We start from the raw sequence: 26,090 nt of genomic DNA on the forward strand, positions 1-26,090 counted from the left end.
AAATTGTTACTTAAATGCCTGTATTCCAGTTATTTCATTTCCTAGAATCAACAAATGAATGTCATGCGTACCTTCGTAGGTAATGACTGACTCTAGGTTCATCATGTGGCGCATCATCGGAAAATCGCCCGTGATACCCATGCCTCCAAGCATTTGTCGAGACTCGCGTGCAATATTTAAAGCCATTTCCACATTGTTACGTTTGGCCATCGAAATTTGGGCTGTCGTTGCTTTTCCTTGATTTTTCAATGTTCCCAATCGCCACGCCACCAATTGCGCTTTGGTGATTTCGGTAAGCATTTCGGCCAATTTTTTCTGCTGTAATTGAAACCCTCCAATGGGCTTCCCAAACTGAACCCGCTCAAGCGCGTAGCGACGCGCAGTTTCGTAACAATCCATGGCTGCCCCAATCGCCCCCCACGCAATTCCGTAGCGGGCATTGTCCAAACAGCCCAACGGCCCACGTAGCCCATCGACGTTTGGTAAAATATTTTCTTTCGGAACTTTTACATTGTCAAACACCAACTCGCCCGTTGCACTCGCTCTCAACGACCATTTATTATGAATCTCGGGTGTAGTAAACCCTTCCATACCGCGTTCCACAATCAACCCTTGAATACGACCTTGTTCATTTTTAGCCCAAACCACCGCAATATCTGCTACGGGAGAATTGGTAATCCACATTTTTGACCCGTTAAGAATCACGTGATCGCCCGCCTCCGTAATACGAGTTAGCATTCCTCCAGGATTAGAACCATGGTTGGGCTCGGTCAAACCAAAACAGCCAATCATTTCACCCGAGGCTAATTTTGGCAGGTATTTTATTCGCTGTTCTTCTGAGCCATAGGCATAAATAGGCCACATCACCAACGAACTTTGTACCGAAACCGTCGAGCGCATACCCGAATCACAGCGTTCAATTTCTTGGGTAATCAATCCATACGAAATATAGTCTAATCCTCCTCCGCCGTATTCAACAGGGATGGTTGGACCAAACGCGCCAATTTCTGCAAAATTCTTAATCAAATGGGCGGGGAAAGCTCCTTTTTGGGCATACTCTTCGATGATAGGTTGCACGTCGCGCGCCATCATTTGGCGAACCGCATCACGGACAAGAATATGTTCTTCGGTCAGTAAATCATCAATTTGATAAAAATCTGTGTAGCTTGTCGATGTTGAGGAAGTAGTACTCATGATTTTTGGACAGGTGTTTAGCGTGACAAAATTAAGTTGCTTTGTTAATGAAGAATTGGCATCAAAAATACCACAAAATCAACCCAAAACCACAATGCGTCAAGGATAATCAAACAACAAACGTCATTTATAGGTACATAGTTTATAAGTTTTGGTGGAATTTTTCTGCATTCCTTAAACCCAAATTCTAAAATCCGCGTTAATAAATTGTAAATTTGATACATACTTGACACCTTGATTCCGTATGGAAACCTTACTACTTATCTTACTTTTTATCCCGTATTTGGTGATGCGGTATCACCTCACCGATCACGACACACCCAGCGAAAAGGACAAAAAGCGGTTTTCCGAAGGTATCGAACTCTTTCAACGTCAAGAGTATAGCAAAGCATTTGATTTTTTTAACGAAGCGTTAAAGACCCACCGAAAATCGGCAGTAGCTTATGCCTACCGTGGCAAGTGCAATTTAAAGGAAGACAATTTGTACTCGGCCTTGTACGATTTTTCGGAGGCCATTAGTTTTGACAACACCCTCCCAGATGTTCACCTTGACCGAGGTATAACGCAGTTTCGACTGGGAGATTTTGACAATGCGTTTTTGTCTTTTGACAAAGCCGTCTGGTTCTCCAGAGGGGAAGAACCCGAGTCGTTGCGTTGGCGAGCCTTGGCTAGACTCAAATTACACCAACATTCACAAGCGGAGAAAGACCTCCAAAAAGCCGTCAAACTTGGGGATGAAGATGCCGCATTTGTGCTCAGTAAACCACCCTTTCGACGAAGTATTAAAATATAACAACTTATTATAAATCGACCTATGCTCGAAATCACCTCCGATAACAAATTAAAACGCCTCATCGTCGTGGGCGACCGCGTGTTGATTCGTCCTAAAAATCCAGTAGATCAGACCCCGACAGGTTTGTATTTACCTCCAACCGTTACCGAAAAAGAACAAGTTCAAAGTGGCTATGTAATCAAAGTTGGGCCTGGCTACCCCATCCCAACCCCCACCGATGATGAGCCATGGAAAGAAACTGAAGAAAAAGTAAAATATATGCCGCTTCAAGCCCAGGAGGGTGATGTTGCCATTTACCTTCAGAGAAATGCAATTGAGGTAGTTTTTAACAATGAGAAATACGTCATTGTCCCACAGGCATCAATTTTGATGCTCGAACGCATCGAAGATTTATTTACTTAAAACTGCGACTGCCTGCTTTTCAATGTTTTTGAGAAGTAGGCAGTTACCCTTCCTCTTCTCCCTGCATCCATTTCATTTTATCGTAGGGAATTTCTTGCTCAATTTCCTTGCGGATACGCTCAACCATCTCCTCTACCGACATTGATTGATCAAACTCAATTGGCGCTTTGAAACGAACGGTCAAAGTCGTGTTACGCTTTTTAAAACGCAATCCTTTTTTATCAAAAGCACGACGGAAACCATTGATAACCACTGGAATGACAATCGGGTTGTTTTCTAGAATTAAGTGCGCCGTTCCTTTTCGGATAGGTGCATACGGGCTGGTAGTCCCCTGCGGAAAACTAACCACCCAACCATGCCCCAATGCTTGATACACTTTATCACCTGCTTTTGAGTCACGTTCTCTTTTTACGTTTTTTCCCTCTGCTCTCCATGAGCGCTCCACTGTCAGCGCTCCACCTAAGCCAAATAATTTGGGAACTATACCCGCCTTCATGGTTTCACTAGCCGCCACATAATAACTTCTGGCCCGAGGTGCCATCAGGTATAATGGCGGAACAATGGTACTTTTAAAACCCCACTTTACGCTCGAAAAAATATGGTAAAATGAAATAACATCCGCGAAATACGTCTGGTGATTCGACAGAAAAAGGACATTATTGTCGGGAAGGTTTTCAAGGTGCTCAATGCCTTCAATCACCGTTTTGTTGACTACCGTAAATCGCCAATAAGTAAACCAGCCAATTCCTGAAATCAGTAATCGTTTAATGAACAACGAATTACCAAAAGGGTCTTTTTCAAGAAACCCTAAAAAATCGAGCCACGAAAGCCATTTAGGCAAATAACTATACCGAGAAATAGGTCGTTCGGAAGCCATATTGAATAAAAGTAAAATGTCGCCAACAGCTATTACCCCATTGACGACTTTGTATTGTGCTAACTTAGAAAAAATTAGGCTAACTCAGCCACGGGATTCTCCACTAAGAATTGATCCAGCAATACGTTAAAACGTTCTGGATGTTCCATCATGGGGGCATGGCAACATTTATCGATGAAGTGTAATTCAGATTTTGAAATGAGTCGATTAAACTCGTGTGCTACGTGCGGCGGCGTGATAGTATCATTCAATCCCCAAACAAGTAAAGTTGGCACTTGAATTTTGTGTAAATCTTTGGCGACATTGTTTCGCTGTGCTGATTTGGCAATTCCGACAATGCTCATGCACTTAGGAATGCTTGATGTCGTTTCAAACACTTCATCAATCAATTCTTTCGTCGCTACCTTCGGGTCATAAAAAGTATAGGCCACGCGCTCCGAAATGTATTCGTAACTTCCCCGCTTAGGATACGACCCTCCCATCCCATTCTCAAACAATCCCGAACTACCAGTCAACACCAAACGCTTTACTTGGTCTTGGTGAGTAAGCGTATATAGAATAGCAATATGACCACCGAGTGAATTTCCAATCAGTGTCATGTCCGTCAATTTTTGAGAAGCCACAAATCCTTCCGTAAAAGTTACCAGTGCTTCCAAACCTGCTTCGCGCGGGCTCATTTCATAAATAGGGAGCATCGGAATGATAATACGGTAGTTTTTGCTAAAATGAGTGATTACCCCATCCCAGTTACTCAATGCGCCAAAAAGACCGTGCAACAGCAATAGCACATCTCCCTGGCCTTCATCAATGTAGCGATAACCGTCGGATTCTTTAATCAAGTAGCTCATAATCAAAGGATAAGATTCGTTTTTATGGGATAAATCAAAGGAAAAATAAAAAAATTTGGCTGACTTTTGCACGTCTATAACGCAAATATAGAATAATTCTTTTCAATGTTTTTATACTATTTTCAGAAACAAGGAATAGTACCACACTTTCTATCCGAAAGTCAAAATAGCCAACTGTTTGTAAATAAAGCCTTTACTACAATTTATCTTACGGTATGCAAACATAACAAAATTGCACTTTTTTGATTCTTCTTTTGCATTTTAATTTTTCATTTTTTAAAACAAAAAAAGTGACTGAGGAAATTCAGTCACTTTTTTTGTTCGATGTCAACAACCTTTATTTAGTTTCTGTCAACAAATTCTTTTGTTTCAAAATACGCTCAAACAATTTCAAGTCGTGTTCAGAATTGAAGGCTGACGTTGGGAAATGCAAAAACTGCCCGCGAGACATAACCAAGATATACGCTTCTTTGTCTTTATACGCACTCTGAATTTGGTCCCATTGCATCACACCACCTTCTTTGGTGTTAATTTTTACTAAAATTTGGCGACTATCAATTTCGTAGAAATACTTTTCAAACAATTGTTTATATTGTTCTAACTGAGTAACCCCTGTAAATTGAACCCACCAAAAACCTACGTAAAGTGCTGCTCCAAGAACAATAACGATGTACACCCAAATGTTAGGATACACACCCGTGATTCCCAAAATGGCATTCACTAACAAAAGACCCAACGGAAGAAGTACCCACATCTTTTGTTGTTCCCACGTTTGGCGCAATGCGATACGTACATACTCTTTTTTGTCCAGTGCAAACTTTTTGGTCTTCACCGATAATGGTGAAGTAGGCATTTGATACATTGGCTGGTGCTTATTAACCGGAACTTTTGCCATATTTGAAGAATAATTCGATTGATATTTTAAAGACTCGCAAAATTAGAAAATAAAATGAAACGGCTAACTTTTTTGCTCTGCCTAAATGTACTGTTTGTATCGGCACAAACCACCAAAGATTCATTAGCACTTGCTAATGCTCCCTGGAAAACGGAGACACTCGCCAAAGGTGTCATTTGGAAATACGCTCATTTTCAGCAAAAAGAGTTGTTTGAAGCCAACCAAAGTATCAATATTGTCGAAGTTTCTCGAAAGTCTCGGAAATTTGTTTGGGAGATTATCACCGCTGATTCGTTGAACAAACGAGATAAAAAAAGAGGACAATTACGAAAAACAAGTCAACTTGCCCAAGAAAATGACGCTTTTGTGGCCATCAACGGGGGATTTTTTGACGTTAAAAACGGTGGTTCGGTCGATTTTATCAAAATAAATGGCCTAACTCCTGATACAACCCGCGCTTTGAAAGGGTCAAAAGCTGCTTTTCATGGTCAGGCAGGAATTGCAGTCGATAAAAAAAAAATTCAAATTTTACGGGGAAAACCTTTGGTGGGGTGGGAATATCTTCTACCTTATAATAATATAATGCTGTCAGGTCCCTTGTTGCGCTGGGAAAACAAAGACGAAGTTTTACCGAAAAATGCTTTCAACGACAACCGCCACCCTCGTTCGTGTGTATGTACAACCAAATCGGGTAAAACACTCTTGATTACAGTCGATGGTCGAACAGCCGAATCCTATGGCATGAATTTGTCGGAACTTACTTTCTTGGCTCGCCAGCTTGGCTGTTCATCCGCCCTCAATCTCGACGGCGGTGGTTCAACCACTTTATGGCTCAAAGAAAAAGGGGTAGTAAACTACCCCAGCGATAATAAAAAATTTGACCATGAAGGTGAGCGTTCTGTAAGCAACGCCCTTATTTTGAAATTATTGACGCGCAAAAACAAATAAATCAGCAAAAACCCATTTACCTCCTTCTTGTTTTCCCCTTTGAATGACCAATTGATTAGGGGTTCTAAGTTCATAAATAATCCGAACGGCTCCATCCGACTTTTCAAACAATGCTTGGTTCTTTTTAGCCTCAATAAAACGGTAGCGATCCGAAATCTCTTTTTCTTCCATTGCTACCAAACCTGGTTTAAAATGTTTCACCAAAACGATAGGCCCTTGTTCCGTCTGCTCAAAAACCAACATTTCGTACATGGTTACTTTGTTGTCTTTCATCATCCGCATGAAGCCCGTTAGGTTGTCGCCCGCAGGTGCTGCCCAAAATGCTTCAATTGGACCTCCGTTAAACGTACCCAACCAATGACCTTTCATAAAAGCAACATCCGACAAAGCGCCTGATTGGGCCTGAGCACCAAAACTCAAAAGTCCCAAAAATAAAACGTACAAAACGGCGCGTAAAGAAGTAAAAAATCGCATAAAATGTTATTTAGAATGTATGTGTATTGCCCTTATAAGGCGGCAGGTCAAAAAAAATACTTTCAGAACATCATTTGAAAATGAAAACATACTTTTTTCTATTTCTTACCTTATGGGCACACGGGCTTTGGGCACAAACGCAGAAAGCTACAGAAGTGATTCGTTTTCAGGTCAAAGAAGCCAAGCAGGGAGTCGCGGTTGATGCTGCTTTTTTTTACGTCATCAACAATACCTCCATTTCAAAACATACAAAAACCGACGGAAAATTAGTAAAAACGTGGAGCGACTCAACGGGTATTCTCAAACACCTCAACAGTGGGTTGATTATTGGTAATCGTCTGTATTGTGCACACTCCAATTACCCCAACAAACCCATGAGTAGTTCTATTGAGGTATTTGACAAAAATACGCTGACGCACATCGACTCTCACAGTTTTGGACTTTTCCCTGGCTCGGCTACTTGGATTGATTTTCACGAAGGGCATTGGTGGGTGGCTTTTGCCAACTATTCTGACAAAAATTCAGACGGAGGCCGCGACAATCGCTGGACGACTCTCGTTAAGTTCACTCCCCAATGGCAACAAGTTGCATCATGGGGGTTCCCCGAATTTCTCTTACAATCTTTTGCGCCCAAAAGTACATCGGGAGGGACATGGGGGCCTGACGGAAAATTGTATTGCACAGGCCATGACAAGCCCGAGCTTTATATACTCCAACTTCCTGAAAGAGGCTCGACGCTAGTTTATCTTCAAACGATTTCAACTCCCAGCGAAGGGCAGGGCTTCGCTATTGACCGAACCCAAAAAAAAGAAGTTGTCGTTTGGGGAATTACCCGAAACGACAACTTTGTCATTCAATCTCGTATCAAGTAGCTCCCCTCCTGCGTGTGTCTTCTGGTTTTGAGAAACCAGAAGCACGGAGAATTGCATTTGCTCAGGTTTTGAGAAACCTGAGCCACACTACGGCAATAGCAATGAAGAATCGCCATAGCTTAAAAAGCGATAGTCGGTCGCAAGGGCTTCGTTGTAAATTGTACGCCAGTTTGGCCCGACAAAAGCGGCAACGAGCAACATCAACGTTGACTTAGGCTGATGGTAGTTTGTAATCAACCCTTTGCATAGTTTGAAGGTATAACTTGGGAAAATCATAATTTCGGTTTCACCAATTACCTCATTTAATTTATGGTCTTCCATGTACGCCAAAATGGTTCGCAAAGACTCTTCCGCCGAAGGTAAGGAAGTATAGTCCAGATAAGGCGTCAATTTTTCAATAAAAAACCCATTTTGAACTTCGGCCTTGTTTTCCCAAAGTTTTACCCCAAACCAATACAGGCTTTCAAGTGAACGCATGGAGGTAGTCCCAACTGCGACGATTCCGTCCAGATGGACAAGAAGATTTTCAATAAACGCTCGTCGGTAAACTACCTGCTCGGCGTGCATGGCATGCTCGATGGCATTGGCCACTTTCACGGGTTGAAAAGTACCCGCGCCCACGTGCAGTGTCACAAAATCATGGGTTATTCCTGCATTGGCTAAGTTTTCAAAAACCTGCTCAGTAAAATGTAATCCTGCCGTGGGTGCAGCTACTGCACCTTCAATTTTTGAATAAACCGTTTGATATGTTTCGAGGTCTTGTGCTTCCGTTTTTCGGTTCAAATACGGTGGCAGTGGAATTTCTCCCAATGCACGAATTATTTCAACAAAAGTAAGCGCTATTGGTTCGGGCTGTGAATCGGCAACTTCCCAACGAAAATTCACCCAGTTTTTTTCAATGTCTGCCCAATCGGCAAAGACTGTGACGGTAAGCTGATTAATCAACAAATCACACTGAAGCGTCTCATGGGCTTTCCATCTTTTTTTATTTCCCACCATGCAACTCCAAACCGCGTGGGTGGTTTGCTGCATGGCATCATTGATGACCCTAGTGGGGGCTTCGGGATGTAATAAAAATACTTCAATCAGCGCCCCTGTTGGTTTGGTAAAAAATACCCGAGCAGGAATCACCTTCGTATTATTAAAGACCAAAAAGCTTTGCGGCGGCAAATAGTTGACCACATCCGTAAATTGTCGGTGTAAGATTTCACCTTTTCGATACACCATTAGTTTTGACGTATCTCGTTGCTCAACGGGATACCGCGCAATTTTTTCGTCGGGCAAATCGTACTCGTAGTCGGCAAGAAGAATTTCGGGCAAGGTCATTAATCATTCGAGCTTGGTTTCATCAAAAGGCGAATCGGTAAGGCCACTACAATCGCAAGAAGGAATCCAACGATTAGGTATAACAATCCATTAAAATCGCCGATTTTAAATTTGAATTCATTATTCACAGTCGCCAACGCAAAAATCGTCAGTGCAATCGACGTATTTATCATGGCCACCAAACTATATATCCAATTCTGAATATGCTCGTTCAACTCTTCGCGATGTTCAGCCCACAGTGTTTGATTTGGAATCGGCAACACGTTTGAAGGCAATTTCAGCAACGCCCGACCAACCGACAGAAGCAACACATTGTTGGTTAAAATCAAACCTACCAAAATATAAAATATATCAGATTTGAGCATGAACTCATCGGCTTGTCCAAGGGCATTAAAATGCACCCCCACCTCTTGTCCAAACAGGCTATAACTGTACATCGAAGCCCCAAAAACCGTTATCATTGAAAATACCCGCCAAACGCGAATAGCAAAAGTTGTAATTTTCATATTTCACTCAGTGAGACACCATTTAAACTATCAAGGGTCAAAAGTTATTAGTTTTGGTTCGTTTACCTAAACTAATAACTCTTAACCCTTTAAACATGTTTTTAAAAGAATCAAGTGGTGGCGATTTCAATTTCCTCGCCATCTTTATCATAAAACTTAAACTCAGTAATCGGCAGCGAGCTATCTTTTAAGAGTTTAACCCATGATTTATATTTAAAGAACCATTTGAGTCGGGGCGACGGGAATCCCGCCGTAAAGTACGCGTGCAAGTACGGGTGAAGGGCTACCGACACCTTTCTTTCGTTTTGTTTGGTCAACAAATATTCGAGGTTGTTTTCGATAATATCCGAAATCAAAATACTAGGCTGAATAGTTCCTGCGCCATTACAAGTTGGACAAACCTCCCGCGTGACGATGTTCAATTCTGGGCGAACCCGTTGACGCGTGATTTGCATTAAACCAAATTTCGTAAGTGGCAAGAGCGTGAACTTAGAACGGTCAGCCTTCATTTCGGCTTTCATTACGTCGTACAGTTCTTTTTTATGCTCTGGCTTACGCATATCAATAAAATCCACCACAATAATACCGCCCATATCGCGAAGGCGAAGCTGACGGGCTATTTCTTTGGCGGCTTCGGTATTGGTATGAAGCGCAGTATCTTCCTGACTTTCCTCGTTGTTGGACTTGTTACCGCTGTTGACATCAATTACATGGAGCGCTTCTGTGTGTTCTACAATCAGATAGCCTCCACCAGGAAGGCTCACTGAGCGTCCAAACAATGACTTAATCTGCTTTTCAAGACCTACTTGTTCAAATAATTTGCTTTTGCCCGAATAAAGTTTTACAATTTTTTCTTTATCGGGAGCAATCGTATGAATAAAGTCCCTGATGTCGTCGTACATCTCTTTGGTATCAACCGTGATGCTATCAAACGTATCGTTGAGCATATCACGCATGATAGAAGACGCACGGTTCATTTCGCCAATGATACGGTCGCGTGGTTTGGCCTCACTCAAGGCTTTCATTCCTTGCTCCCACTTTCTAATGGAGTTTTGAATGTCTTTATCCAACTCCTCCACGTCTTTATTGGCGGCCACAGTTCGGACAATAATGCCGAAATTGGCTGGTTTGACCGAAGTCATTAACTTATGAAGACGTGTTCGTTCGGTCTTATCCGTAATTTTTTTGGAAATATTGACCGAATTAGAAAAGGGAACTAGCACTGCGTACCGTCCTGCGATAGAAATATCGCACGAAAGTCGGGGTCCTTTGGTAGAAATAGGCTCTTTGACAACCTGCACCAAAATGGGCTGGTTTTTTCCGAGTACTTTATCGATTTTGCCGAGCTTATCAATCTCTGGCTCCATCTTAAAGTTATTCAACTTCCCCGATGTGAGGCGTTTAGCAATCACATCTTTGGTCAGTTTATTTAAAGATTGGACGTTAGGGCCTAAGTCGTGGTAATGCAGAAAGGCATCTTTTTCGTATCCAATGTCAACAAAAGCAGCGTTCAAGCCAGTCACGAGTTTTCGGACGGTACCTAAATAAATGTCACCAACCGTAAAACTACTTTCCGACTCCTCTACTTGGTACTCAACGAGTCGCTTCTCCTGCAAGAGAGCGATGCGGGTACCTTTTTGCGAGGCACTAATGACTAATTCGCTACTCAATGTTATGTAAGGATAGAGGGTGAAAACCAAAAACCAAGGCACATTTTTACCTTGGTTTTGGAGTTAGAAATTATTTCTTCTTGTGACGATTCTTTCTTAGGCGCTTTTTGCGTTTGTGCGTAGCGATCTTATGTCTCTTTCTTTTTTTTCCGCAAGGCATAATCGTAAATGTTTTAAATGTTATTAAAAAATTGAATGATTCTGTTGTAAGGCTTTTATCGTAAATAGCTAACAACCACTACTTTAGCTCTTTTTCCAGTTCAGCAATTGCAGCCTGAATGGTCGGGTCTTTTTCTTTTTCCTTTACGATTAAAAGTTCTTCTAACGCTTCTTTGTTTTTGCCTGTCTGTGCCAACGAGACTCCCATGTAGAAACGTGCCTTCATATTTTCAGGACGCACTTTTAACAGTTGGCGAAAACGCTCTACTGCTTTTTCATACTGGTTTGAACGCATTGACAACAATCCCAAATTAAACAACGCTACTTCGTTGGTAGGGTCGGCGGCCAAAACTTCTCTGAGCATCATGATTCCTTGCATCGGCGTTTCGGTCGATACATAAGTCATGGCTAGGTTCGCTTTGACATTTAGCAGATTTGGATTTTTATCGAGGGCTTTTTGGTACCACTCGCGGGCTTTCTCCCCCAATTTTGCTAACTTTTGATTGTCAACAGCAAACCCAAACGCATCGTAATAACGGTCACCTGCGCGCAACAAATTGGCTTCTGTGGGCACTAAAAGTGCCACATTTTCGGCGTATTTGGCTGCACTATCAAATTTTCTAATCTGAGAATAAAAATCTGACAATTGAAGTGCCGCAGTCGATTTTGCTTTTGAATCTGCTGTTGAGGTATATTGTTGAAGTAACTTATTGACAGTGCTTTGTTGCTCAGATGTCAAAGGTGCACTATGTTCTGTCGGGCTCGAAGCACGCTCTTTAGGAGCTTCGGTCTCGTTTGTCTTAGTGCTTTCTTTCCCCTCAACCAACTTACGCTCCTTGGTATTTACCACAACTTTTGGAAGGCTATAAAGCCCACCAGTGAGCACAGTCGCAAACACAATTACTAATAAGATGGAGCGATTCATTGCACGTTACCTTTAAATCTTTCAACAATACTTTACTTCTTAGATTACAAATCAGAGCCTTTTACTTGCTCTACAAATACTTTAGCTGGCTTGAAGCTTGGTACATAATGCTCATCAATAACAATAGCCGTATTTTTAGAAATGTTACGAGCTACTTTCTTTGCACGTTTTTTGTTTACAAAGCTACCGAACCCACGGACATAAATATTTTCGCCTTTTGCTAATGAATCTTTTACTACTGAGAAAAACGCTTCAACTGTTTCAGAAACGTTTGCTTTTTCGATGCCGGTTTGGTCGGCAACTGCTGCGATTAAATCTGCTTTCGTCACTTTTATTAAACTTTAAGGTTATAAAATTGTTATTCTTTGGAAATTAGTTTCAAAATTCTACCAAGCCGATGTGTTGATAAGCGAACGGCCTAATTTGAGCGCACAAAAGTAGTACATTTTCGACTAATTTTGAAAATCTTTTCTGTCTTAATTTGAAAAAAAAACTCCCGAATTCATTGAATAACAAGTTTTTTGCTGAAACCCTCATCCGTTGGTACACCCACCAACACCGTGATTTGCCCTGGCGACAAACACGAAATCCGTATTATATATGGTTGTCTGAAATCATTCTACAGCAGACCCGCGTCGCTCAAGGATTACCCTATTATGACCGATTTGTTAGCACATATCCGACAATCACTGACCTTGCCAACGCACCCGAACAAGAGGTAATACGCCTATGGCAGGGCTTAGGGTATTATTCACGAGCAAGAAACCTCCACCAAACAGCCAAACACATTGCATATCAACTCAATGGGGTATTTCCGAACACCTACAATGAGCTGTTAAAACTCAAAGGAATTGGCCCTTACACTGCCGCTGCCATTGCTTCTTTTGCCTTCGACGAAGCCGTCGCCGTGGTGGACGGAAATGTATATCGAGTGCTTGCGAGGGTATTTGGCGTTGACCTTGACATTGCCAGTTCTCAAGGGCAAAAAAGGTTTGCCCAACTTGCCGCTGAACTCATCTCTACTCAACAACCCGCCTTGTACAATCAGGCCATTATGGAATTTGGGGCTGTTCACTGTACGCCTACCTCGCCCGATTGTCTGTTGTGCCCGTTTCAGGGCGTTTGTGAAGCTAATCTCACGGGTAGAGTTACCCAACTGCCCGTAAAACTCAAAAAAACGAAGGTACGGGTGCGGCATTTTCATTATTTTATTTTGATGAAAGATGGACAATTGGCCATGAACCTGCGTACAGAACGGGACATCTGGCAGCAACTCTATGATTTTTATTTGGTTGAAACCGAACATTCGGACGAAACCCTTGATTCGCTTCCTCTGCCTTCATTTTTACAAAAAGCACTTTCTCAGTCGGTTGTCTCCCAACCCAGCGAAACAATTACGCATATTCTCACCCATCAGCGCATACAAGCGAGGTTTTGGCAAGTAGCACTCCCAACGGATTTTGATTTGGAACTTCCTCCCTCGCTTCGATTTTTTACAGCGTCAGAAATCGACGAACTTCCTAAGCCCGTCTTGGTTTCGACCTATTGGAAAGCGCAGTTTTTTGAGTAAATTTGTCATCTGCATGGCTTCAAACCTTGCAGTTTTGGCTTGTAACTTACAATTCTTTTTATAACAATGGCTGGAGTAAACAAAGTAATTTTATTGGGCAATTTGGGAAGTGACCCAGAGGTTCGTCATCTCGAAAATGGCTCAGCAGTAGCACGTTTTAACATCGCAACCTCTGAGAGTTATACCAATCGCAGCGGCGAACGTGTAGAACAAACAGAGTGGCATCGGATTGAGCTTTGGGATAACTTGGCGAAAATCGCCGAGCAGTATTTACGCAAAGGAAATACTGTTTATATTGAAGGAAAACTTCGTACAGAAACGTGGGTGGACAAAGAAGGAAAGCAACGCGAAGGAAAAACTGTTCGTGGAACTACATTGACGCTCGTTGGAGGTCGTAATTCAAACAATAACGACGATAATTCGTCTGGCTACAGCGCGCCACAACAATCAGCACCTGCGCCTCGCCCTGCTCCTCAGCCTAAACCTACGACGCCTATTGCGTCAGATTTAGGAGGCGGAGATGATGACTTGCCTTTTTAAGGTTTCGCCATAACACAACCTCCCGAAAGTTTTGAACTTTCGGGAGGTTTAGATTCCCAAAAACTACTTTTTCAGCACTTGCATTTGAAGCTGATATTGATCATTTGGTACTTTCTCAGTCCTAGACTCTGGCGTAACCTGCCTTAGAATAAGTAAATACTTCTGCTGGTTGACCGTCACCTCTAATGAATCCTGCGTAACAGACGTCTTACGACCTACCACCTGACAGTCACCTAAGCACATTTTTACGTTTTGTTGGGCATTTAGCGCCAAATCAACAACCACTTCCCCCGCTCGAACACACTGTACATTTTTCGGACAACGACTATCTTGAACGCCAGTTAGTGCCAATTGGACATCACTTACCTGAACTGATTGTTTTGTCGTAAGAGGAAAATCACTTCCTAGCGTCAACGAATCTACGCTTTCCGACTTACAACCTACCATCAGACCCAAGCACAAAATCAGTGCATTTCTCATAACTTTATTCGATTTTTGCCAACGCAAGCACCTTACTTGCTACTGTAACGAAGACGAGAAACGACCAAAAAACGTTGGAATAGATATCCATGAATTTACGTATTAAAGAGATCAATCACGTAGCATTGTACGTCGCTGACGTTGCTCAAAGCTGCCAATTTTATTCAAATACCCTACAAATGACCCAATTAGAACGCCCCGCTTTCGATTTTCCTGGGGCTTGGTTTCAAATTGGTTCACACCAAGAATTGCACTTAATCGGAATTCGCACTGAGCAAGTTGTCTCAGGCTCCCGTAGCAATCACTTTGCGCTCGAGGTTGAAGACCTCAAGGCTTGGGAAAATCATTTACAAAGTATGAAAGCAACTTTTCGCCCACCCAAACCTCGTCCCGACGGCATTCAACAAATTTTTGTTGTTGACCCCGACGGGTATTGGATTGAATTATTTTCGCGGGCTTAGGTTATTTTTTATCAAACGACAACGCCGCCCCGTTCATACAATAACGAAGTCCTGTTGGTCGAGGGCCATCGTCGAAAACGTGCCCGAGGTGCGCATCACAAACGGCACATATTACCTCGTCACGTTCCATCCCAAAGCTTTTGTCCTTTTCATCTTTGAGCACTTTTTTGCTAATTGGGGCATAAAAACTTGGCCATCCCGTTCCAGAATCAAATTTGGTATCGGAGGCAAATAACGGCGTTCCACAACAAACACACTTATAGACGCCCTTTTCTTTGTTGTTCCAATAAGGCCCTGTAAAAGCGCGTTCTGTCCCTTTTTGGCGGGTTACGTAAAACTGAATAGGCGTTAGGATTTTTTTCCACTCCGCATCCGTTTTGACCACCCGTTTGAGGTCTTGGGATTGTTGTTGCGAAAAAGCCAGTGGACTCACTAACGATGTACCAATAAGTGTGTGAATGAATGAGCGACGGTTCATAGGTGATAGGCGATTTGGTTGTTTTCTATGTGTATATTAACGTACCAATTTAATCGAAAGTTTTACATAATATCAAAAATGCTTAACGACTGGCAATTAGGTGGAAAACGCGCCCTCGTAACGGGCGGAACCAAGGGCATAGGACGCGCCACGGTCCAGCTTCTTCTTAAAATGGGTGCTGAGGTTTTGCTCGTAGCCCGAAACGCAGAGGAAGTATCCCGACAAGTTAGTGATTATCAAGAGCAAGGTTTTCCTGTAACGGGCCTTGCTCTTGATTTGGGAAACACGGAGGCCATCGAATCACTCGGCCAATTTATTCAAACCCATTGGAAAAAACTTGATATTTTAATCAATAATGTGGGGACAAACATCCGTAAACCCACTGATTCATATTCCTACGATGAATATGACCTAATTCTTAACACCAACCTCCGCTCGGCCTTTGTATTAACCAAAACCCTATATCCAACCTTGCAATTGGCCAAAGGCTGTGTCGTCAATGTAACTTCGGTGGCGGGATTAACCTCCTTACGCAGCGGTTCTATTTACGGAATGACCAAAGGTGCGTTGAACCAACTTACCAGAAATTTGGCCTGTGAATGGGCCAAAGACCATATTCGGGTCAACGCCGTAGCGCCTTGGTACATTGCTACCCCACTGACGGAGTCGGTTTTATCTAATCCAGAGGCATTAAGCGACATTTTACGCCGAACGCCCATGCAGCGAGTAGGCCAACCCGAAGAGGTAGCCAATGCCATCGTTTTTTTATGTCTTCCTGCCGCTAGTTATATTAGTGGACAGATAATAGCCGTTGACGGTGGTTTTACAGTATATGGTTTTTAGCAGCATTCTAGTTTTATCATTTTTTAAAATAATTTAAAAATAACTTAACATAAATTTTTAATCCCGCGTTTTTTTTCATTTTTTCGGGGCTGAATTTACCTTCTAAACCTCCTATTTCTCATGTCAAAACAAAATCAAAGCTACGTAGGGCCGTTGATTATCATTGGTTTATTGTTTTTTGTGTTCGGGTTTGTTACTTGGGTAAACGGTACACTCATCACCTTCTTCAAGAAAGCCTTTAGCTTGGACAACACCAGCTCTTACCTTGTTACCTTCGCCTTTTTCATTTCTTACACGTTGATGGCGATTCCTTCGTCGGAAGTGTTGAAACGTACAGGTTTCAAAAATGGAATGTCATTGGGATTGGCCATCATGGCCGTTGGTACCGCTATTTTTATTCCAGCAGCCCAAATCGCCTCGTACCCACTATTTTTGGTTGGTTTATTTACCATTGGTATAGGTTTGACGTTACTCCAAACGGCTTCAAACCCTTATGCAACGATTCTCGGCCCGCGTGAAAGTGCCGCCCAACGCATCAGTTTCTTAGGAATTGCCAACAAACTTGCGGGTATCATTAGCCAATGGACCTTTGGCGGGTTGCTTTTAGCAGGTGGCGCAGCAGCCGCACCAACCGATGAACTCCAAAAAGTAGAAGTGCCGTACATGATTCTTACGGCCGTGCTTGTGGTGTTGGCGGTTGTCATCAAAATGTCAAAAGGTCTTCCAGAAGTGAGCGAAGAACAAGAAGACGAAGGAGGAAAAACGGCGACCGCCAAGCACAACAGTGTTTTTGCATTTCCTAACCTAGTTTTGGGGGTCATTGCCTTATTTTGCTACGTAGGTGCCGAAGTAATTGCGGGTGATACCATCATTAGTTACGGGGTTTCGCTTGGTTTTCCCGAAAGCGAAGCAAGTACCTTTGGAACTTATACCCTCTGGCTCATGCTTGCGGCCTACGGTCTTGGCATTGTGCTGATTCCTAAATACGTTTCTCAGGGTACTTGTTTGAAAGTATCGGCCATTTTAGGGCTCATCGTAACGGTATTGGCCATTATGACCACAGGATTTACGTCAGTTATTTGCATCGCCATTTTAGGTTTTGCAAACGCTCTTGTTTGGCCTGCCATGTGGCCACTTGCGCTGGATGGCCTTGGCAAATTTACCAAAATCGGTTCAGCCTTATTGATTATGGGTATCTCAGGAGGTGCCATCTTACCGCTCGTTTACGGAAAATTAGCCGATTCGATTCACAGCACACAGCAAGCTTACTGGATGCTTTTACCCCTCTACGCTTTCCTTTTGTATTATTCATTGATTGGTTACAAAAAACGTAGCTGGTAATTCTTAAAACATTTACGATTTTGAAAATATCAACACCAGGCCGAATTTGCTTATTTGGGGAACACCAAGATTACCTTGGGTTGCCCGTTGTGGCAGCGGCGATTTCAAGACGAATAAGCATTGAGGGGGGCAAAAGCAGCGACGATATGGTTCGCCTGCACCTCCCTGATTTGAAAGAAGAAGAGGCTTTTTTATTGGAAGAGCCTCTTCCTTACGTAAAAGAACGTGATTATTTTAGAAGTACCATCAACGTACTTCGTCGCCGTGGTTTTGTCTTTGGACAAGGTTTTGAAGTGAATATTCACGGCAATATTCCCATCAATTCGGGCACTTCAAGTTCGTCGGCTTTGATTGTGACATGGGCCAACTTTTTGACCCGATTAGCCGATAATTCCAAAGAATTAAGCTCAAAAGAACTGGGCGAAATCGCCAACGAAGCCGAAGTGCTCGAATTTGGCGAACCTGGTGGAATGATGGATCATTATTCGACCGCAATCGGAAATGTAATTTATTTAGAATCTGTTCCAAAAATCCACGTTGAAGGTCTCCAACCCAAATTAGGTGCTTTTGTGCTCGGGGATTCACTCCAACCCAAAGATACCCTTGGGATTTTGGCGCGTTGTCGTTATGGCATGGAAGCCATCATTGCCAAAGTAAAGCAGGTTGACCCATCGTTTTCCATCTTTACCACTCCCCTTGCCCAAGCCGATGATTATAAGGCTCATTTGAGTTTGGATGAATTTGGATTGTTGAAGGCAAACCTCGAAGACCGTGATATTTTAATTGAAGGAAAACGATTGATGTTGGCTTCCCAAAACGGTACGGCTCCCCAGTTCGACCAACAATTTGGACAGTTATTGTACCGCCACTTTGCCAATTTACGCGACCACAAGCGCACCTCTACCGACAAAATAAACCGCATGGTAGAAGCTTCCATGAATGCGGGAGCATTGGGTGGTAAAATCAACGGTTCTGGCGGCGGTGGCTGCATGTTTATGTACGCCCCCGAAAATCCTGAAGCTGTTGCCGAAGCCATTAAAAGCGAGGGCGGTATCCCTTACATTATCTACATCGACGAAGGCACAAGAATAGAAAAGCAATAAATGAGTAATTTTGAGGGAACGGTTGTTTTTTATATTATTTTTAGAAAAGATAAAACAAAACCTAACTGTTCCCTTTCCTCATGTACGCCTCACGCCTCTTGATATTTATTTACTGCGCATTCATTTGCCTTTCACTTCCTAGTTTTTCTCAAGATTCCGAAAAAATCGACCGTGAATTTACCCTCGAAGCAACCATGCTCGGGTACTTTGCACCCAATGGAGCCAAAAACCCAACGCTTCGTGCTAAAAAAGGCGAACGGATTCGCCTCAAAATTGTCAATGGCGAGTTAATGACCCACGACATTGCCCTTGAGAAATTGACACTTAAAAGTAAAACCATTCTCGAAAAAGGAGCCAGTGCCACGCTGGTTTTCACCGCCCAAGAAAACGATATTTACTACTGCTCCGTCCCAGGGCACCGCGCGGCTGGCATGGTGGGAAAATTGGAAGTATCGGAAAATGACGTAACGGCCAAGGTTATTACGGGACAACTTGCCCAGAAAAACGGCCAGCCCCTCAACTTAAACTTTGAAACGGGCACCCTCCAAGACTGGACTGCCACGGGCGACGCCTTCACCAACGGACTTATTTCAGCCGATCCTTCTCCCCTGCACGAAAAAGAAATGCACATTGGTTTCGATGGTAAGTTTTTCGTTTCTAGCGGTGGGATTACCAATGCTAAGCAAATCGGCACTCTTACTTCCGTTCCATTTACGGTTACTCAGCCCTATGCTTCCTTTAAAGTTTCGGGCGGCGCTTTGCAGGATACCCGCGTAGAGATTCGTCAAACAGGGAGCGATGTGGTTATTTTCTCCATCACAGGACAAGGACGGGCTACGTTGCAACCCGTGGTGGTGGATTTGCAGGCGTACCTCAACAAAGATATTTACATCAAACTTATTGATAACGAGACGGGTATCTCACAAATTCCGTACATCCCCCACGACAAATGGGCACACATCAACTTCGATGAATTTTTATTCCACAGCACCCGCCCCGAGTTTCCCAATGAATTGAAACAAAGCGACATAGTAATTTTACCTCCACTTGACCCCGTTGTCAACGCGGGCTTGTCGGGGATAAAAGCGGCCGCTGCCATGACGCCCCCCCAAGGTTTTAAAGTTTCTTTGGCCGCCGCCGAGCCCGACGTAGTTCGTCCGATTTGTTTTACGATTGATTACCGTGGCCGTTTGTGGGTAGTGGAAGGACACACCTATCCCGTTCCTGCCCCCGAAGGACAAGGCCGCGACCGAATCCTCATTTTAGAAGACACCAACGGCGACGGGACGCTCGATAGCCGCAAAGTGTTTATGGAAGGACTCAACCTCGTCAGCGGCATTGAAGTAGGCATGGGTGGTGTTTGGCTAGGTGCTGCTCCTTATTTGTTGTTTATACCCGCTGATTTTAAAAATGACAAACCAGCGGGTCCTATTCAGAAATTACTAGACGGCTGGGGAATGCAGGATACCCACGAAACCCTCAATAGCCTCCGCTGGGGACCCGATGGCTGGCTGTACGGAACACACGGGGTTTTTACGCATTCAAACGTAGGAAAACCAGGCGCTCCCGACTCAGAACGTACCAAAATCAACGCGGGCGTGTGGCGGTATCACCCCACAGCGCACACGTTTGAGGTGTTTGCCGAAGGCACAAGCAACCCGTGGGGCATCGACTTCAACGATTATGGCCACGCCTTCATCACGGCTTGCGTCATTCCGCACATGTACCACATCATTCACAATGCCCGCTATCAGCGCCAAGCGGGAAAACATTTTAACCCTTACACCTACGACGACATCAAAACAGCGGGCGACCACGTACACTGGATTGGAGAACGCGGCCCGCACGCGGGTAATTTTCGCTCGGGGCCAAAGGGAGGCGGGCACGCCCACGCGGGAGCCATGGTTTATTTAGGACATACGTGGCCTGCTGAGTACCGCAACGATATTTTTATGAATAACATCAACGGTGCGCGCTTCAACCGCGACCACCCCGAACGCGCAGGTTCGGGTTACGTAGTGCGGCACCGCGATGATTTTATGGCCATGAACGATACGTGGTCGCAGTGGTTGAACTTCAAATACGACGCCAGCGGTTCGGTCTTTGCCATTGACTGGTACGACAAAAACCAATGTCACAGTTCTAACCCCGACGTTCACGATAAAACAATGGGGCGAATTTTCAAAATTACCCACGAAAACGACAAATGGGTAAAAGTAGATTTATCAAAAGCTTCGGACAAAGAACTGGTGAATTATCAATTACACCCCAACGAATGGTACGTACGACAGGCAAGAACATTGTTACAAGAACGCGGGCCTAACAAAAAAGTCCACAAAGCATTGAAAGAAATCCTTGCTAACAACCCTGACGTCACCCGCAAACTTCGGGCGTTGTGGGCACTGCATGTGACCAAAGGTTTAACTCAACCAGAAATGAATGCCTTACTCAGCCACGAAAGCGAGTACTTACGCAGCTGGGCTTTACAATTGATGACGGAAGGCAAAACCATTTCGGACGAAACGCTAAAACAGTTTGTAACCCTGGCCCAAAACGACAATTCGCCCTTGGTTCGGTTGTACTTGACCTCAGCTTTGTTACGAATTGCTCCCACTCAGCGCTGGGAAGCAGTGGAAGCCCTTGTTCAAAAAACCAGCGACAAAGGCGACCATAATATACCCCTTATGCTCTGGTATGCGGCCGAGCCGTTGGCCGCTCTTGACGCCAAACGCGCTTTAGCACTCGCCGAAAAATCAGTGATGGACAAGCACTTAGAGTTTATGGTACGTCGAGTTTCGGCCTTGAATACCGACGAAAGCCGTTCGTTACTAACCAACTTGAAGAGCCGCCTCGAAAAAGAGCACAACCACCAATCCCACGAAGTCATTATGGCGATTGATGAAAGCATGAAGAGCACAAAAAAATAGGTTCTCCTTCTTCCTGAATTCCCCTTAAAAGGGCTAAAACGTAGAGGCTGTCTCAAAAGTCTAGTATCACCAAATTATCTTCGGTCTCTGTTCAACCTCACCCCCTAAATCCCCCTCTCCTTTCAGTAGAGGGGGACTTTTTGAGCCCTTCTCCAGAAAGGACAGGGCCGCCTGAGCGGAAGGGTTGGGATGAGGTTGAATCCAAAGAATATTTTGTAACCTGTTACTTTTGAGACAGCCTCTACGTTTTTTTGTTTTACACAATTTATTCGGCTGAATTTCGTGCTTTGAATAGAGATAGGGGAACCGATTAATAAAATTTTTCCGATAGATTATCTATTTTTATTTTACATAAACCTAATTTTTCGTTAATTGCGTTTCCTAAAAAATCAGGTTTTCTATGAATTTTCTAAACGAGGACCAAGTAAGCCAACTTGCGCCCGACGCTTCATCGCTTAAAGCGGGAAAAGACTTAGCCAATGAGCGCAAATGGTTGAATTACCAATCCAACGAACGGGTATTGTGGGGAGAAGTGCAAGGAAGTGGAAAAGACCCGTACCGAACCCAAATCGACCTCCAAAATACAGCCTTTAAATGCTCTTGCCCCAGCCGAAAATTTCCGTGCAAACACGGGTTAGGGCTTTTATTTTTAGTAGCACGCCGAAACGGTGACATTCCTCAGCTCACTAATGAGCCTAGTTGGGTCAGCGAATGGATTAACAAACGTTCCGAAAAAGCAGAAGCCAAAATCCAAACGCCCGTTAGTGAGGACGAAGATTCAGAAAAAGCAGCTAAACAAGCCAAGGACAAAGAAAAACGCCAAAACGACCGACTACTTAAAGTAGAAGCAGGCATGGCCGAGCTTGACCTTTGGCTTCGAGACATGGTGAGGGGAGGATTGTTGGCCTTGCCCGAAAAAGGTGGTGCTTACTTTGAAAAAATGGCTGCCCGCCTGGTAGATGCCCAAGCGACGGGTTTTGCCTCGTTGGTCAAAGAGTTTACCAAAATCAATTACCACAATGGCGATTCGTGGCAACCTCAAGCCCTCGAAATTGCGGCAAAAATACACTTACAAATCGAGGCGTTTAGAAACCTTGACCAGCTCCCTCCGCTTGTACAAGAGGAGGTAAAAAGTCGGGTGGGGTGGAATGTTCAGCAAAAAGAACTCCTTGAAAGCAAAGAAGCAGAAACCATTGATGATGACTGGGTTGTGATTGGGAGACGTACCACCCAAGAAGAAGATATTGTCCTCCAACGAAATTGGTTATACGGGTCTCATTCCAAGCGCTTTGCGTTGGTGCTCAATTTTGCCTACAAAACCGCTGCCATTGAAACCCCGCTTGTACCAGGCAATACCTCCAAAGCTCGTTTGGTATTTTATCCAAGCCACAGTCCCTTTCGTGCGTTAATAAAAAATCACTTAGAGAGTAAATCATTTCTTCCTACCTCGCTGGAGGGCGTTGAGAATTGGCAACTTTCCCAAGTGGAATACACACGAATCGTTGCACAAAACCCTTGGGCCGATGATATCCCTCAACTGGTCGAACATCTTCAAATTACCAAACACCAAACACAGTGGTACCTTCAAGACGCCACAGGGGCAGTGATGCGCCTCCACGACTCGTTTGAAGAAGCCATTATTTGGAAACTATTGGCTTTTACCGCTGGCCATCCTACCACTCTTTTTCTATTGCGACAATCCACGTCGGTATGGCCCTTGGGCATCGTTCAGAATTTTTCGTATCAACTACTATAAGCATTAACAGCCTTTTCCATTCATTATCAGATGTTTCATTGGGAATTATTAAAAAAGACCGCCCTCTTGGGTACCGAAAGGCACCCCTTAGCGACCGAAGCACTCCCCGCCTCTATTCAAGAAATTTTATCAAAAAGCAATAAAAATGATGCTGAAGGTTATTTCCTAAAAGCGGCGGCGGTTCTTTACAATTACAGTCGGGCGGGGCAAAATCCTGCCAAAATTACCCTCCCCAATTTGGCTTTGGAGGACGCAGAAACTTCGCCATTCTGTCCACCCAACACAGTTGCACTTTGGAAGAAAGTATTGGATTTATCGCCTGCTAACCCCTATTTGCTGGAATTGCTCCTTCAAAACTGCCACCAAAAACAGTGGGTTTTGACCGATGACTTGCTCGTAAATGCCTTGAACAATACACCCAAGCAACTGCTTCCTCAGCTCTACCTTCTCCTTGGTGTGAGGGGAAAATGGCTGACACAATTTAATGAATCTTGGCAAATAACAGACGCTTCGTTGAACATCACGCAGTGGGAGGAAGGAAAAATCACTGACCGAAAGGCATATTTGAGCGAAATTCGACATCAAAACCCTGCCCAGGCGTTGTCACTTTTGGCTCAGGCTTGGCCTAGCGAATCGGCCAAAGACCGAAAAAGTCTATTGTCCTCCTTGAAAATTTGTTTGTCGGTCAACGATGAACCCTTTTTAGAACAAATTCACGGTGAATTGACCAAAAACCAGACTTCGCCCAAACCCGTTACCCTTGAGACCATTCACCTCATCAACGAATTACGGCTTTCCATTCAAGGGAGTCGATTTGGCAAAGAGGTAGCTGAGCAAATTACCAAGTGTTTCACCAAAAAGAAGGGTTTATTGTCCGCAATTGGGTTTTCATCAGCCAATTATCAACTTCAATTACCCGAATCTGAGACTTCGTTTTGGAACGGTGATGAAATGAATCGACGATTTGGATTCGACAAATTAAGTTCCCAAAAAGGCGTTTCGGACTCCGAATACTGGCTACAATCACTGCTTCGATGGCTACATCCGAGTCATTTAATCACGTTTTTTGAAGGAAACCTTTCACGGTTGGTCGAGTTCTTTGTCAATACTCAAAGCAAAAATGCAACGGCGTATTTGTACGCCTTCAGTGAGGCTATGGCCTTTGCGTCAGCCGATGAAATCAAAACTTTTTTGAAAGTAACCGCCCACCTAGAAGTACAAAAAACAAGCCTCCTTCAACAGCTGCCTTGGCCCGACCAAGAAGAGCTTTTGTTGCATCATTTCCAACTTTCGTTTGCGTTGGTAAAAGCCACCACAACGGAAGGCCCGTCTCAAAATTGGTCGTCCCAATTTTCAAAAAAGGCGTTGTTTTCGTTGGTGAAAGAGCTTAATGGTTCAAACTATTACTACGTTTTTTCCGACCGAAATTTTTTGAATCAGTTGGGGCGGAAATTGCACGTCAGTTCCAAAGACCTCCTTTACTCGTTTCAAAATGAACTATCCCAAGAATGGCAACGAAATTATTGGAACACCCACGTTGCCGACATTCTCTTTAAACAATTAGAAATAAAAGAAGAAATCGAACAAATAACAGCACAATGAACGTACTAAGACAACATGCCGAACAGCAATTTGCGCAAGAATTAGAGGAAATCAGCAAACAAGATACCCTCAAACGCCCTACTAACTGGAAGCTTTCGCCCCAAGCGGTAGTTCAGTACTTGATGGGTGGAAAATTGAAAAACGGGTTTGAGGTTTCTCCCAAATACATTGGAAGCCGACGACTCATGGAAATCGCCGTAGCCACTCTCACCACCGACCGCGCACTTTTACTCTATGGCCTCCCTGGCACGGCCAAATCGTGGGTGGCCGAACACCTAGCGGCGGCTATTTCGGGCAATTCGACTTTACTTATTCAAGGGACAGCAGGGACGAGCGAAGAAGCGATTCGCTACGGCTGGAATTACGCCCGCTTATTGGCCGAAGGCCCCACCGAAAACGCGCTCGTAACAACGCCCATGATGTATGCGATGCGGACGGGGCAAATTGCCCGCATCGAAGAATTGACGCGTATCACTGCCGACGTCCAAGACACGCTCATCACGATTTTATCCGAAAAAACCTTACCCATTCCTGAACTTAACATGGAGGTGCAGGCCGTTGGCGGTTTCAACGTGATTGCGACGGCCAACAACCGTGACAAGGGAGTAAATGAACTTTCGGGGGCGCTGAAACGGCGATTTAATACCGTCATTTTGCCCGTACCAGAATCAATGGAAGAGGAAATTTCGATAGTTCAGCACCGCGTTTCTAGTTTGCAAAAAGCCCTTGAGCTTCCCGCCGAAGCCCCTGCTTTGAAAGAAATTCAACGCATCGTCACGATTTTCCGTGAATTACGGGCTGGAGTTACCGCCGACGGGAAAACAAAAATCAAAGTCCCCACGAGCACCATGAGTACAGCCGAAGCCATTTCGGTGGTCAACAGTGGACTTGCCCTTGCTGCTCATTTTGGCGACGGTCGCTTAAATGCCCAAGACGTTGCCGCAGGTTTGGTAGGTGCGGTTGTCAAAGACCCAGTTCAGGACAAAGTCGTCTGGAACGAATACCTCGAAACCGTCGTCAAACCCCGCGCCGAATGGAAAGACGTCTATCGAGCTTGTAAGGAAATCACTTTGTAACGACCAACAATCAACTAGTGTTTT

Annotated in this window: 26 protein-coding genes; 14 read left to right on the forward strand and 12 right to left on the reverse strand. The window is 44.0% G+C overall.

Going from position 1 to position 26,090, the window contains the following annotated elements; all coding sequences use genetic code 11:
• Window positions 1-6: 6 nt before the first annotated feature.
• A complete protein-coding gene (locus tag AC23P2_RS07415) occupies window positions 7-1,194 on the reverse strand; it encodes an acyl-CoA dehydrogenase family protein (RefSeq protein ID WP_487772597.1) in 1,188 nt (395 codons plus the stop codon).
• A 244-nt stretch (window positions 1,195-1,438) separates the two neighbouring features.
• Between AC23P2_RS07415 and AC23P2_RS07420 the strand changes: the two genes are divergently transcribed.
• Together AC23P2_RS07420 and AC23P2_RS07425 are read left to right on the forward strand one after the other, a co-directional pair.
• Entirely contained in the window at window positions 1,439-1,987 is a 549-nt protein-coding gene (locus tag AC23P2_RS07420; protein WP_487772598.1) for a tetratricopeptide repeat protein, read from the forward strand.
• Window positions 1,988-2,008: 21 nt separating this feature from the next.
• Window positions 2,009-2,389, forward strand: a complete 381-nt coding sequence (locus tag AC23P2_RS07425) for a co-chaperone GroES (RefSeq protein WP_487772599.1) — start codon at window positions 2,009-2,011, stop codon at window positions 2,387-2,389.
• 43 nt (window positions 2,390-2,432) lie between these two features.
• Here AC23P2_RS07425 and AC23P2_RS07430 read toward each other — a convergent pair whose 3' ends face one another.
• The 3 genes from AC23P2_RS07430 to AC23P2_RS07440 all read right to left on the reverse strand — a co-directional run bounded on the left by AC23P2_RS07430 (window position 2,433) and on the right by AC23P2_RS07440 (window position 5,009).
• Entirely contained in the window at window positions 2,433-3,266 is an 834-nt protein-coding gene (locus AC23P2_RS07430; RefSeq protein ID WP_487772600.1) for a lysophospholipid acyltransferase family protein, read from the reverse strand.
• A gap of 74 nt (window positions 3,267-3,340) precedes the next feature.
• A complete protein-coding gene (locus tag AC23P2_RS07435) occupies window positions 3,341-4,114 on the reverse strand; it encodes an alpha/beta fold hydrolase (RefSeq protein WP_487772601.1) in 774 nt (257 codons plus the stop codon).
• A 337-nt stretch (window positions 4,115-4,451) separates the two neighbouring features.
• Window positions 4,452-5,009, reverse strand: a complete 558-nt coding sequence (locus AC23P2_RS07440) for a YcxB family protein (RefSeq protein ID WP_487772602.1) — start codon at window positions 5,007-5,009, stop codon at window positions 4,452-4,454.
• Window positions 5,010-5,063: 54 nt separating this feature from the next.
• Between AC23P2_RS07440 and AC23P2_RS07445 the strand changes: the two genes are divergently transcribed.
• Complete coding sequence (locus AC23P2_RS07445) at window positions 5,064-5,957, forward strand: phosphodiester glycosidase family protein (protein ID WP_487772603.1); 894 nt, start codon at window positions 5,064-5,066, stop codon at window positions 5,955-5,957.
• Here the strand turns inward: AC23P2_RS07445 and AC23P2_RS07450 are convergent.
• Window positions 5,934-6,431: a DUF6265 family protein gene (locus tag AC23P2_RS07450; protein WP_487772604.1), complete on the reverse strand. Its 498-nt coding sequence runs from the start codon at window positions 6,429-6,431 to the stop codon at window positions 5,934-5,936. The genes AC23P2_RS07445 and AC23P2_RS07450 overlap by 24 nt on opposite strands.
• Window positions 6,432-6,511: 80 nt before the next feature.
• Between AC23P2_RS07450 and AC23P2_RS07455 the strand changes: the two genes are divergently transcribed.
• Window positions 6,512-7,303, forward strand: a complete 792-nt coding sequence (locus AC23P2_RS07455; RefSeq protein WP_487772605.1) for a hypothetical protein — start codon at window positions 6,512-6,514, stop codon at window positions 7,301-7,303.
• An 87-nt stretch (window positions 7,304-7,390) separates the two neighbouring features.
• Here the strand turns inward: AC23P2_RS07455 and AC23P2_RS07460 are convergent, their stop codons facing one another.
• The 5 genes from AC23P2_RS07460 to AC23P2_RS07480 form a co-directional block, all read right to left on the reverse strand.
• Entirely contained in the window at window positions 7,391-8,629 is a 1,239-nt protein-coding gene (locus tag AC23P2_RS07460; protein WP_487772606.1) for an S-adenosylmethionine:tRNA ribosyltransferase-isomerase, read from the reverse strand.
• Entirely contained in the window at window positions 8,629-9,135 is a 507-nt protein-coding gene (locus tag AC23P2_RS07465) for a hypothetical protein (RefSeq protein WP_487772607.1), read from the reverse strand. The genes AC23P2_RS07460 and AC23P2_RS07465 overlap by 1 nt, the downstream gene beginning before the upstream one ends.
• Window positions 9,136-9,245: 110 nt before the next feature.
• Window positions 9,246-10,805 carry an Rne/Rng family ribonuclease gene (locus AC23P2_RS07470; RefSeq protein WP_028525546.1) on the reverse strand — a complete coding sequence of 520 codons (1,560 nt, stop codon included), beginning with the start codon at window positions 10,803-10,805 and terminating at the stop codon, window positions 9,246-9,248.
• Window positions 10,806-11,043: 238 nt separating this feature from the next.
• Window positions 11,044-11,889: a tetratricopeptide repeat protein gene (locus AC23P2_RS07475; protein WP_487757826.1), complete on the reverse strand. Its 846-nt coding sequence runs from the start codon at window positions 11,887-11,889 to the stop codon at window positions 11,044-11,046.
• 44 nt (window positions 11,890-11,933) lie between these two features.
• A complete protein-coding gene (locus tag AC23P2_RS07480; protein WP_028525548.1) occupies window positions 11,934-12,218 on the reverse strand; it encodes an HU family DNA-binding protein in 285 nt (94 codons plus the stop codon).
• Between the two features lie 176 nt (window positions 12,219-12,394).
• Between AC23P2_RS07480 and mutY the strand changes: the two genes are divergently transcribed.
• A complete protein-coding gene (gene mutY / locus AC23P2_RS07485; RefSeq protein WP_487772608.1) occupies window positions 12,395-13,459 on the forward strand; it encodes an A/G-specific adenine glycosylase in 1,065 nt (354 codons plus the stop codon).
• 66 nt (window positions 13,460-13,525) lie between these two features.
• Window positions 13,526-13,999 carry a single-stranded DNA-binding protein gene (locus tag AC23P2_RS07490; protein ID WP_487772609.1) on the forward strand — a complete coding sequence of 158 codons (474 nt, stop codon included), beginning with the start codon at window positions 13,526-13,528 and terminating at the stop codon, window positions 13,997-13,999.
• 63 nt (window positions 14,000-14,062) lie between these two features.
• Here the strand turns inward: AC23P2_RS07490 and AC23P2_RS07495 are convergent, their stop codons facing one another.
• A complete protein-coding gene (locus tag AC23P2_RS07495; RefSeq protein WP_487772610.1) occupies window positions 14,063-14,479 on the reverse strand; it encodes a hypothetical protein in 417 nt (138 codons plus the stop codon).
• Between the two features lie 89 nt (window positions 14,480-14,568).
• Between AC23P2_RS07495 and AC23P2_RS07500 the strand changes: the two genes are divergently transcribed.
• Entirely contained in the window at window positions 14,569-14,940 is a 372-nt protein-coding gene (locus AC23P2_RS07500; RefSeq protein ID WP_487772611.1) for a VOC family protein, read from the forward strand.
• Between the two features lies 1 nt (window position 14,941).
• On the opposite strand, the gene msrB is transcribed toward AC23P2_RS07500, so the two are convergent.
• Entirely contained in the window at window positions 14,942-15,418 is a 477-nt protein-coding gene (gene msrB, locus AC23P2_RS07505; RefSeq protein ID WP_487772612.1) for a peptide-methionine (R)-S-oxide reductase MsrB, read from the reverse strand.
• 78 nt (window positions 15,419-15,496) lie between these two features.
• On the opposite strand from msrB, the gene AC23P2_RS07510 reads away from it, so the two are divergent.
• The 7 genes from AC23P2_RS07510 (at window position 15,497) to AC23P2_RS07540 (ending at window position 26,066) form a co-directional block, all read left to right on the forward strand.
• Window positions 15,497-16,261 (forward strand): SDR family oxidoreductase, encoded by a 765-nt coding sequence (locus tag AC23P2_RS07510; RefSeq protein WP_487772613.1) that lies wholly within the window; start codon window positions 15,497-15,499, stop codon window positions 16,259-16,261.
• Between the two features lie 120 nt (window positions 16,262-16,381).
• Entirely contained in the window at window positions 16,382-17,602 is a 1,221-nt protein-coding gene (locus AC23P2_RS07515) for a sugar MFS transporter (RefSeq protein WP_028525555.1), read from the forward strand.
• Between the two features lie 20 nt (window positions 17,603-17,622).
• Window positions 17,623-18,705, forward strand: a complete 1,083-nt coding sequence (locus AC23P2_RS07520; RefSeq protein WP_487772614.1) for a GHMP family kinase ATP-binding protein — start codon at window positions 17,623-17,625, stop codon at window positions 18,703-18,705.
• An 80-nt stretch (window positions 18,706-18,785) separates the two neighbouring features.
• Window positions 18,786-21,632 carry a PVC-type heme-binding CxxCH protein gene (locus AC23P2_RS07525; protein ID WP_487772615.1) on the forward strand — a complete coding sequence of 949 codons (2,847 nt, stop codon included), beginning with the start codon at window positions 18,786-18,788 and terminating at the stop codon, window positions 21,630-21,632.
• A gap of 400 nt (window positions 21,633-22,032) precedes the next feature.
• Window positions 22,033-23,388 (forward strand): SWIM zinc finger family protein, encoded by a 1,356-nt coding sequence (locus tag AC23P2_RS07530; protein WP_487772616.1) that lies wholly within the window; start codon window positions 22,033-22,035, stop codon window positions 23,386-23,388.
• Window positions 23,389-23,418: 30 nt separating this feature from the next.
• Window positions 23,419-24,990: a DUF5691 domain-containing protein gene (locus AC23P2_RS07535; RefSeq protein ID WP_487772617.1), complete on the forward strand. Its 1,572-nt coding sequence runs from the start codon at window positions 23,419-23,421 to the stop codon at window positions 24,988-24,990.
• Complete coding sequence (locus tag AC23P2_RS07540; protein WP_487772618.1) at window positions 24,987-26,066, forward strand: ATP-binding protein; 1,080 nt, start codon at window positions 24,987-24,989, stop codon at window positions 26,064-26,066. The genes AC23P2_RS07535 and AC23P2_RS07540 overlap by 4 nt, the downstream gene beginning before the upstream one ends.
• The last annotated feature ends 24 nt before the right edge of the window (window positions 26,067-26,090 follow it).

This window comes from Runella sp. R0.1_18 (genome assembly GCF_057652155.1).

What these genes read in the sequence shown, in the direction of transcription:
- AC23P2_RS07415 (WP_487772597.1), bottom strand. Translation starts at nt 1,194, where the DNA reads ATGAGTACTACTTCCTCAACATCGACAAGCTACACAGATTTTTATCAA.
- AC23P2_RS07420 (WP_487772598.1), top strand. Translation starts at nt 1,439, where the DNA reads ATGGAAACCTTACTACTTATCTTACTTTTTATCCCGTATTTGGTGATG.
- AC23P2_RS07425 (WP_487772599.1), top strand. Translation starts at nt 2,009, where the DNA reads ATGCTCGAAATCACCTCCGATAACAAATTAAAACGCCTCATCGTCGTG.
- AC23P2_RS07430 (WP_487772600.1), bottom strand. Translation starts at nt 3,266, where the DNA reads ATGGCTTCCGAACGACCTATTTCTCGGTATAGTTATTTGCCTAAATGG.
- AC23P2_RS07435 (WP_487772601.1), bottom strand. Translation starts at nt 4,114, where the DNA reads ATGAGCTACTTGATTAAAGAATCCGACGGTTATCGCTACATTGATGAA.
- AC23P2_RS07440 (WP_487772602.1), bottom strand. Translation starts at nt 5,009, where the DNA reads ATGGCAAAAGTTCCGGTTAATAAGCACCAGCCAATGTATCAAATGCCT.
- AC23P2_RS07445 (WP_487772603.1), top strand. Translation starts at nt 5,064, where the DNA reads ATGAAACGGCTAACTTTTTTGCTCTGCCTAAATGTACTGTTTGTATCG.
- AC23P2_RS07450 (WP_487772604.1), bottom strand. Translation starts at nt 6,431, where the DNA reads ATGCGATTTTTTACTTCTTTACGCGCCGTTTTGTACGTTTTATTTTTG.
- AC23P2_RS07455 (WP_487772605.1), top strand. Translation starts at nt 6,512, where the DNA reads ATGAAAACATACTTTTTTCTATTTCTTACCTTATGGGCACACGGGCTT.
- AC23P2_RS07460 (WP_487772606.1), bottom strand. Translation starts at nt 8,629, where the DNA reads ATGACCTTGCCCGAAATTCTTCTTGCCGACTACGAGTACGATTTGCCC.
- AC23P2_RS07465 (WP_487772607.1), bottom strand. Translation starts at nt 9,135, where the DNA reads ATGAAAATTACAACTTTTGCTATTCGCGTTTGGCGGGTATTTTCAATG.
- AC23P2_RS07475 (WP_487757826.1), bottom strand. Translation starts at nt 11,889, where the DNA reads ATGAATCGCTCCATCTTATTAGTAATTGTGTTTGCGACTGTGCTCACT.
- AC23P2_RS07490 (WP_487772609.1), top strand. Translation starts at nt 13,526, where the DNA reads ATGGCTGGAGTAAACAAAGTAATTTTATTGGGCAATTTGGGAAGTGAC.
- AC23P2_RS07495 (WP_487772610.1), bottom strand. Translation starts at nt 14,479, where the DNA reads ATGAGAAATGCACTGATTTTGTGCTTGGGTCTGATGGTAGGTTGTAAG.
- AC23P2_RS07500 (WP_487772611.1), top strand. Translation starts at nt 14,569, where the DNA reads ATGAATTTACGTATTAAAGAGATCAATCACGTAGCATTGTACGTCGCT.
- msrB (WP_487772612.1), bottom strand. Translation starts at nt 15,418, where the DNA reads ATGAACCGTCGCTCATTCATTCACACACTTATTGGTACATCGTTAGTG.
- AC23P2_RS07510 (WP_487772613.1), top strand. Translation starts at nt 15,497, where the DNA reads ATGCTTAACGACTGGCAATTAGGTGGAAAACGCGCCCTCGTAACGGGC.
- AC23P2_RS07515 (WP_028525555.1), top strand. Translation starts at nt 16,382, where the DNA reads ATGTCAAAACAAAATCAAAGCTACGTAGGGCCGTTGATTATCATTGGT.
- AC23P2_RS07525 (WP_487772615.1), top strand. Translation starts at nt 18,786, where the DNA reads ATGTACGCCTCACGCCTCTTGATATTTATTTACTGCGCATTCATTTGC.
- AC23P2_RS07530 (WP_487772616.1), top strand. Translation starts at nt 22,033, where the DNA reads ATGAATTTTCTAAACGAGGACCAAGTAAGCCAACTTGCGCCCGACGCT.
- AC23P2_RS07535 (WP_487772617.1), top strand. Translation starts at nt 23,419, where the DNA reads ATGTTTCATTGGGAATTATTAAAAAAGACCGCCCTCTTGGGTACCGAA.
- AC23P2_RS07540 (WP_487772618.1), top strand. Translation starts at nt 24,987, where the DNA reads ATGAACGTACTAAGACAACATGCCGAACAGCAATTTGCGCAAGAATTA.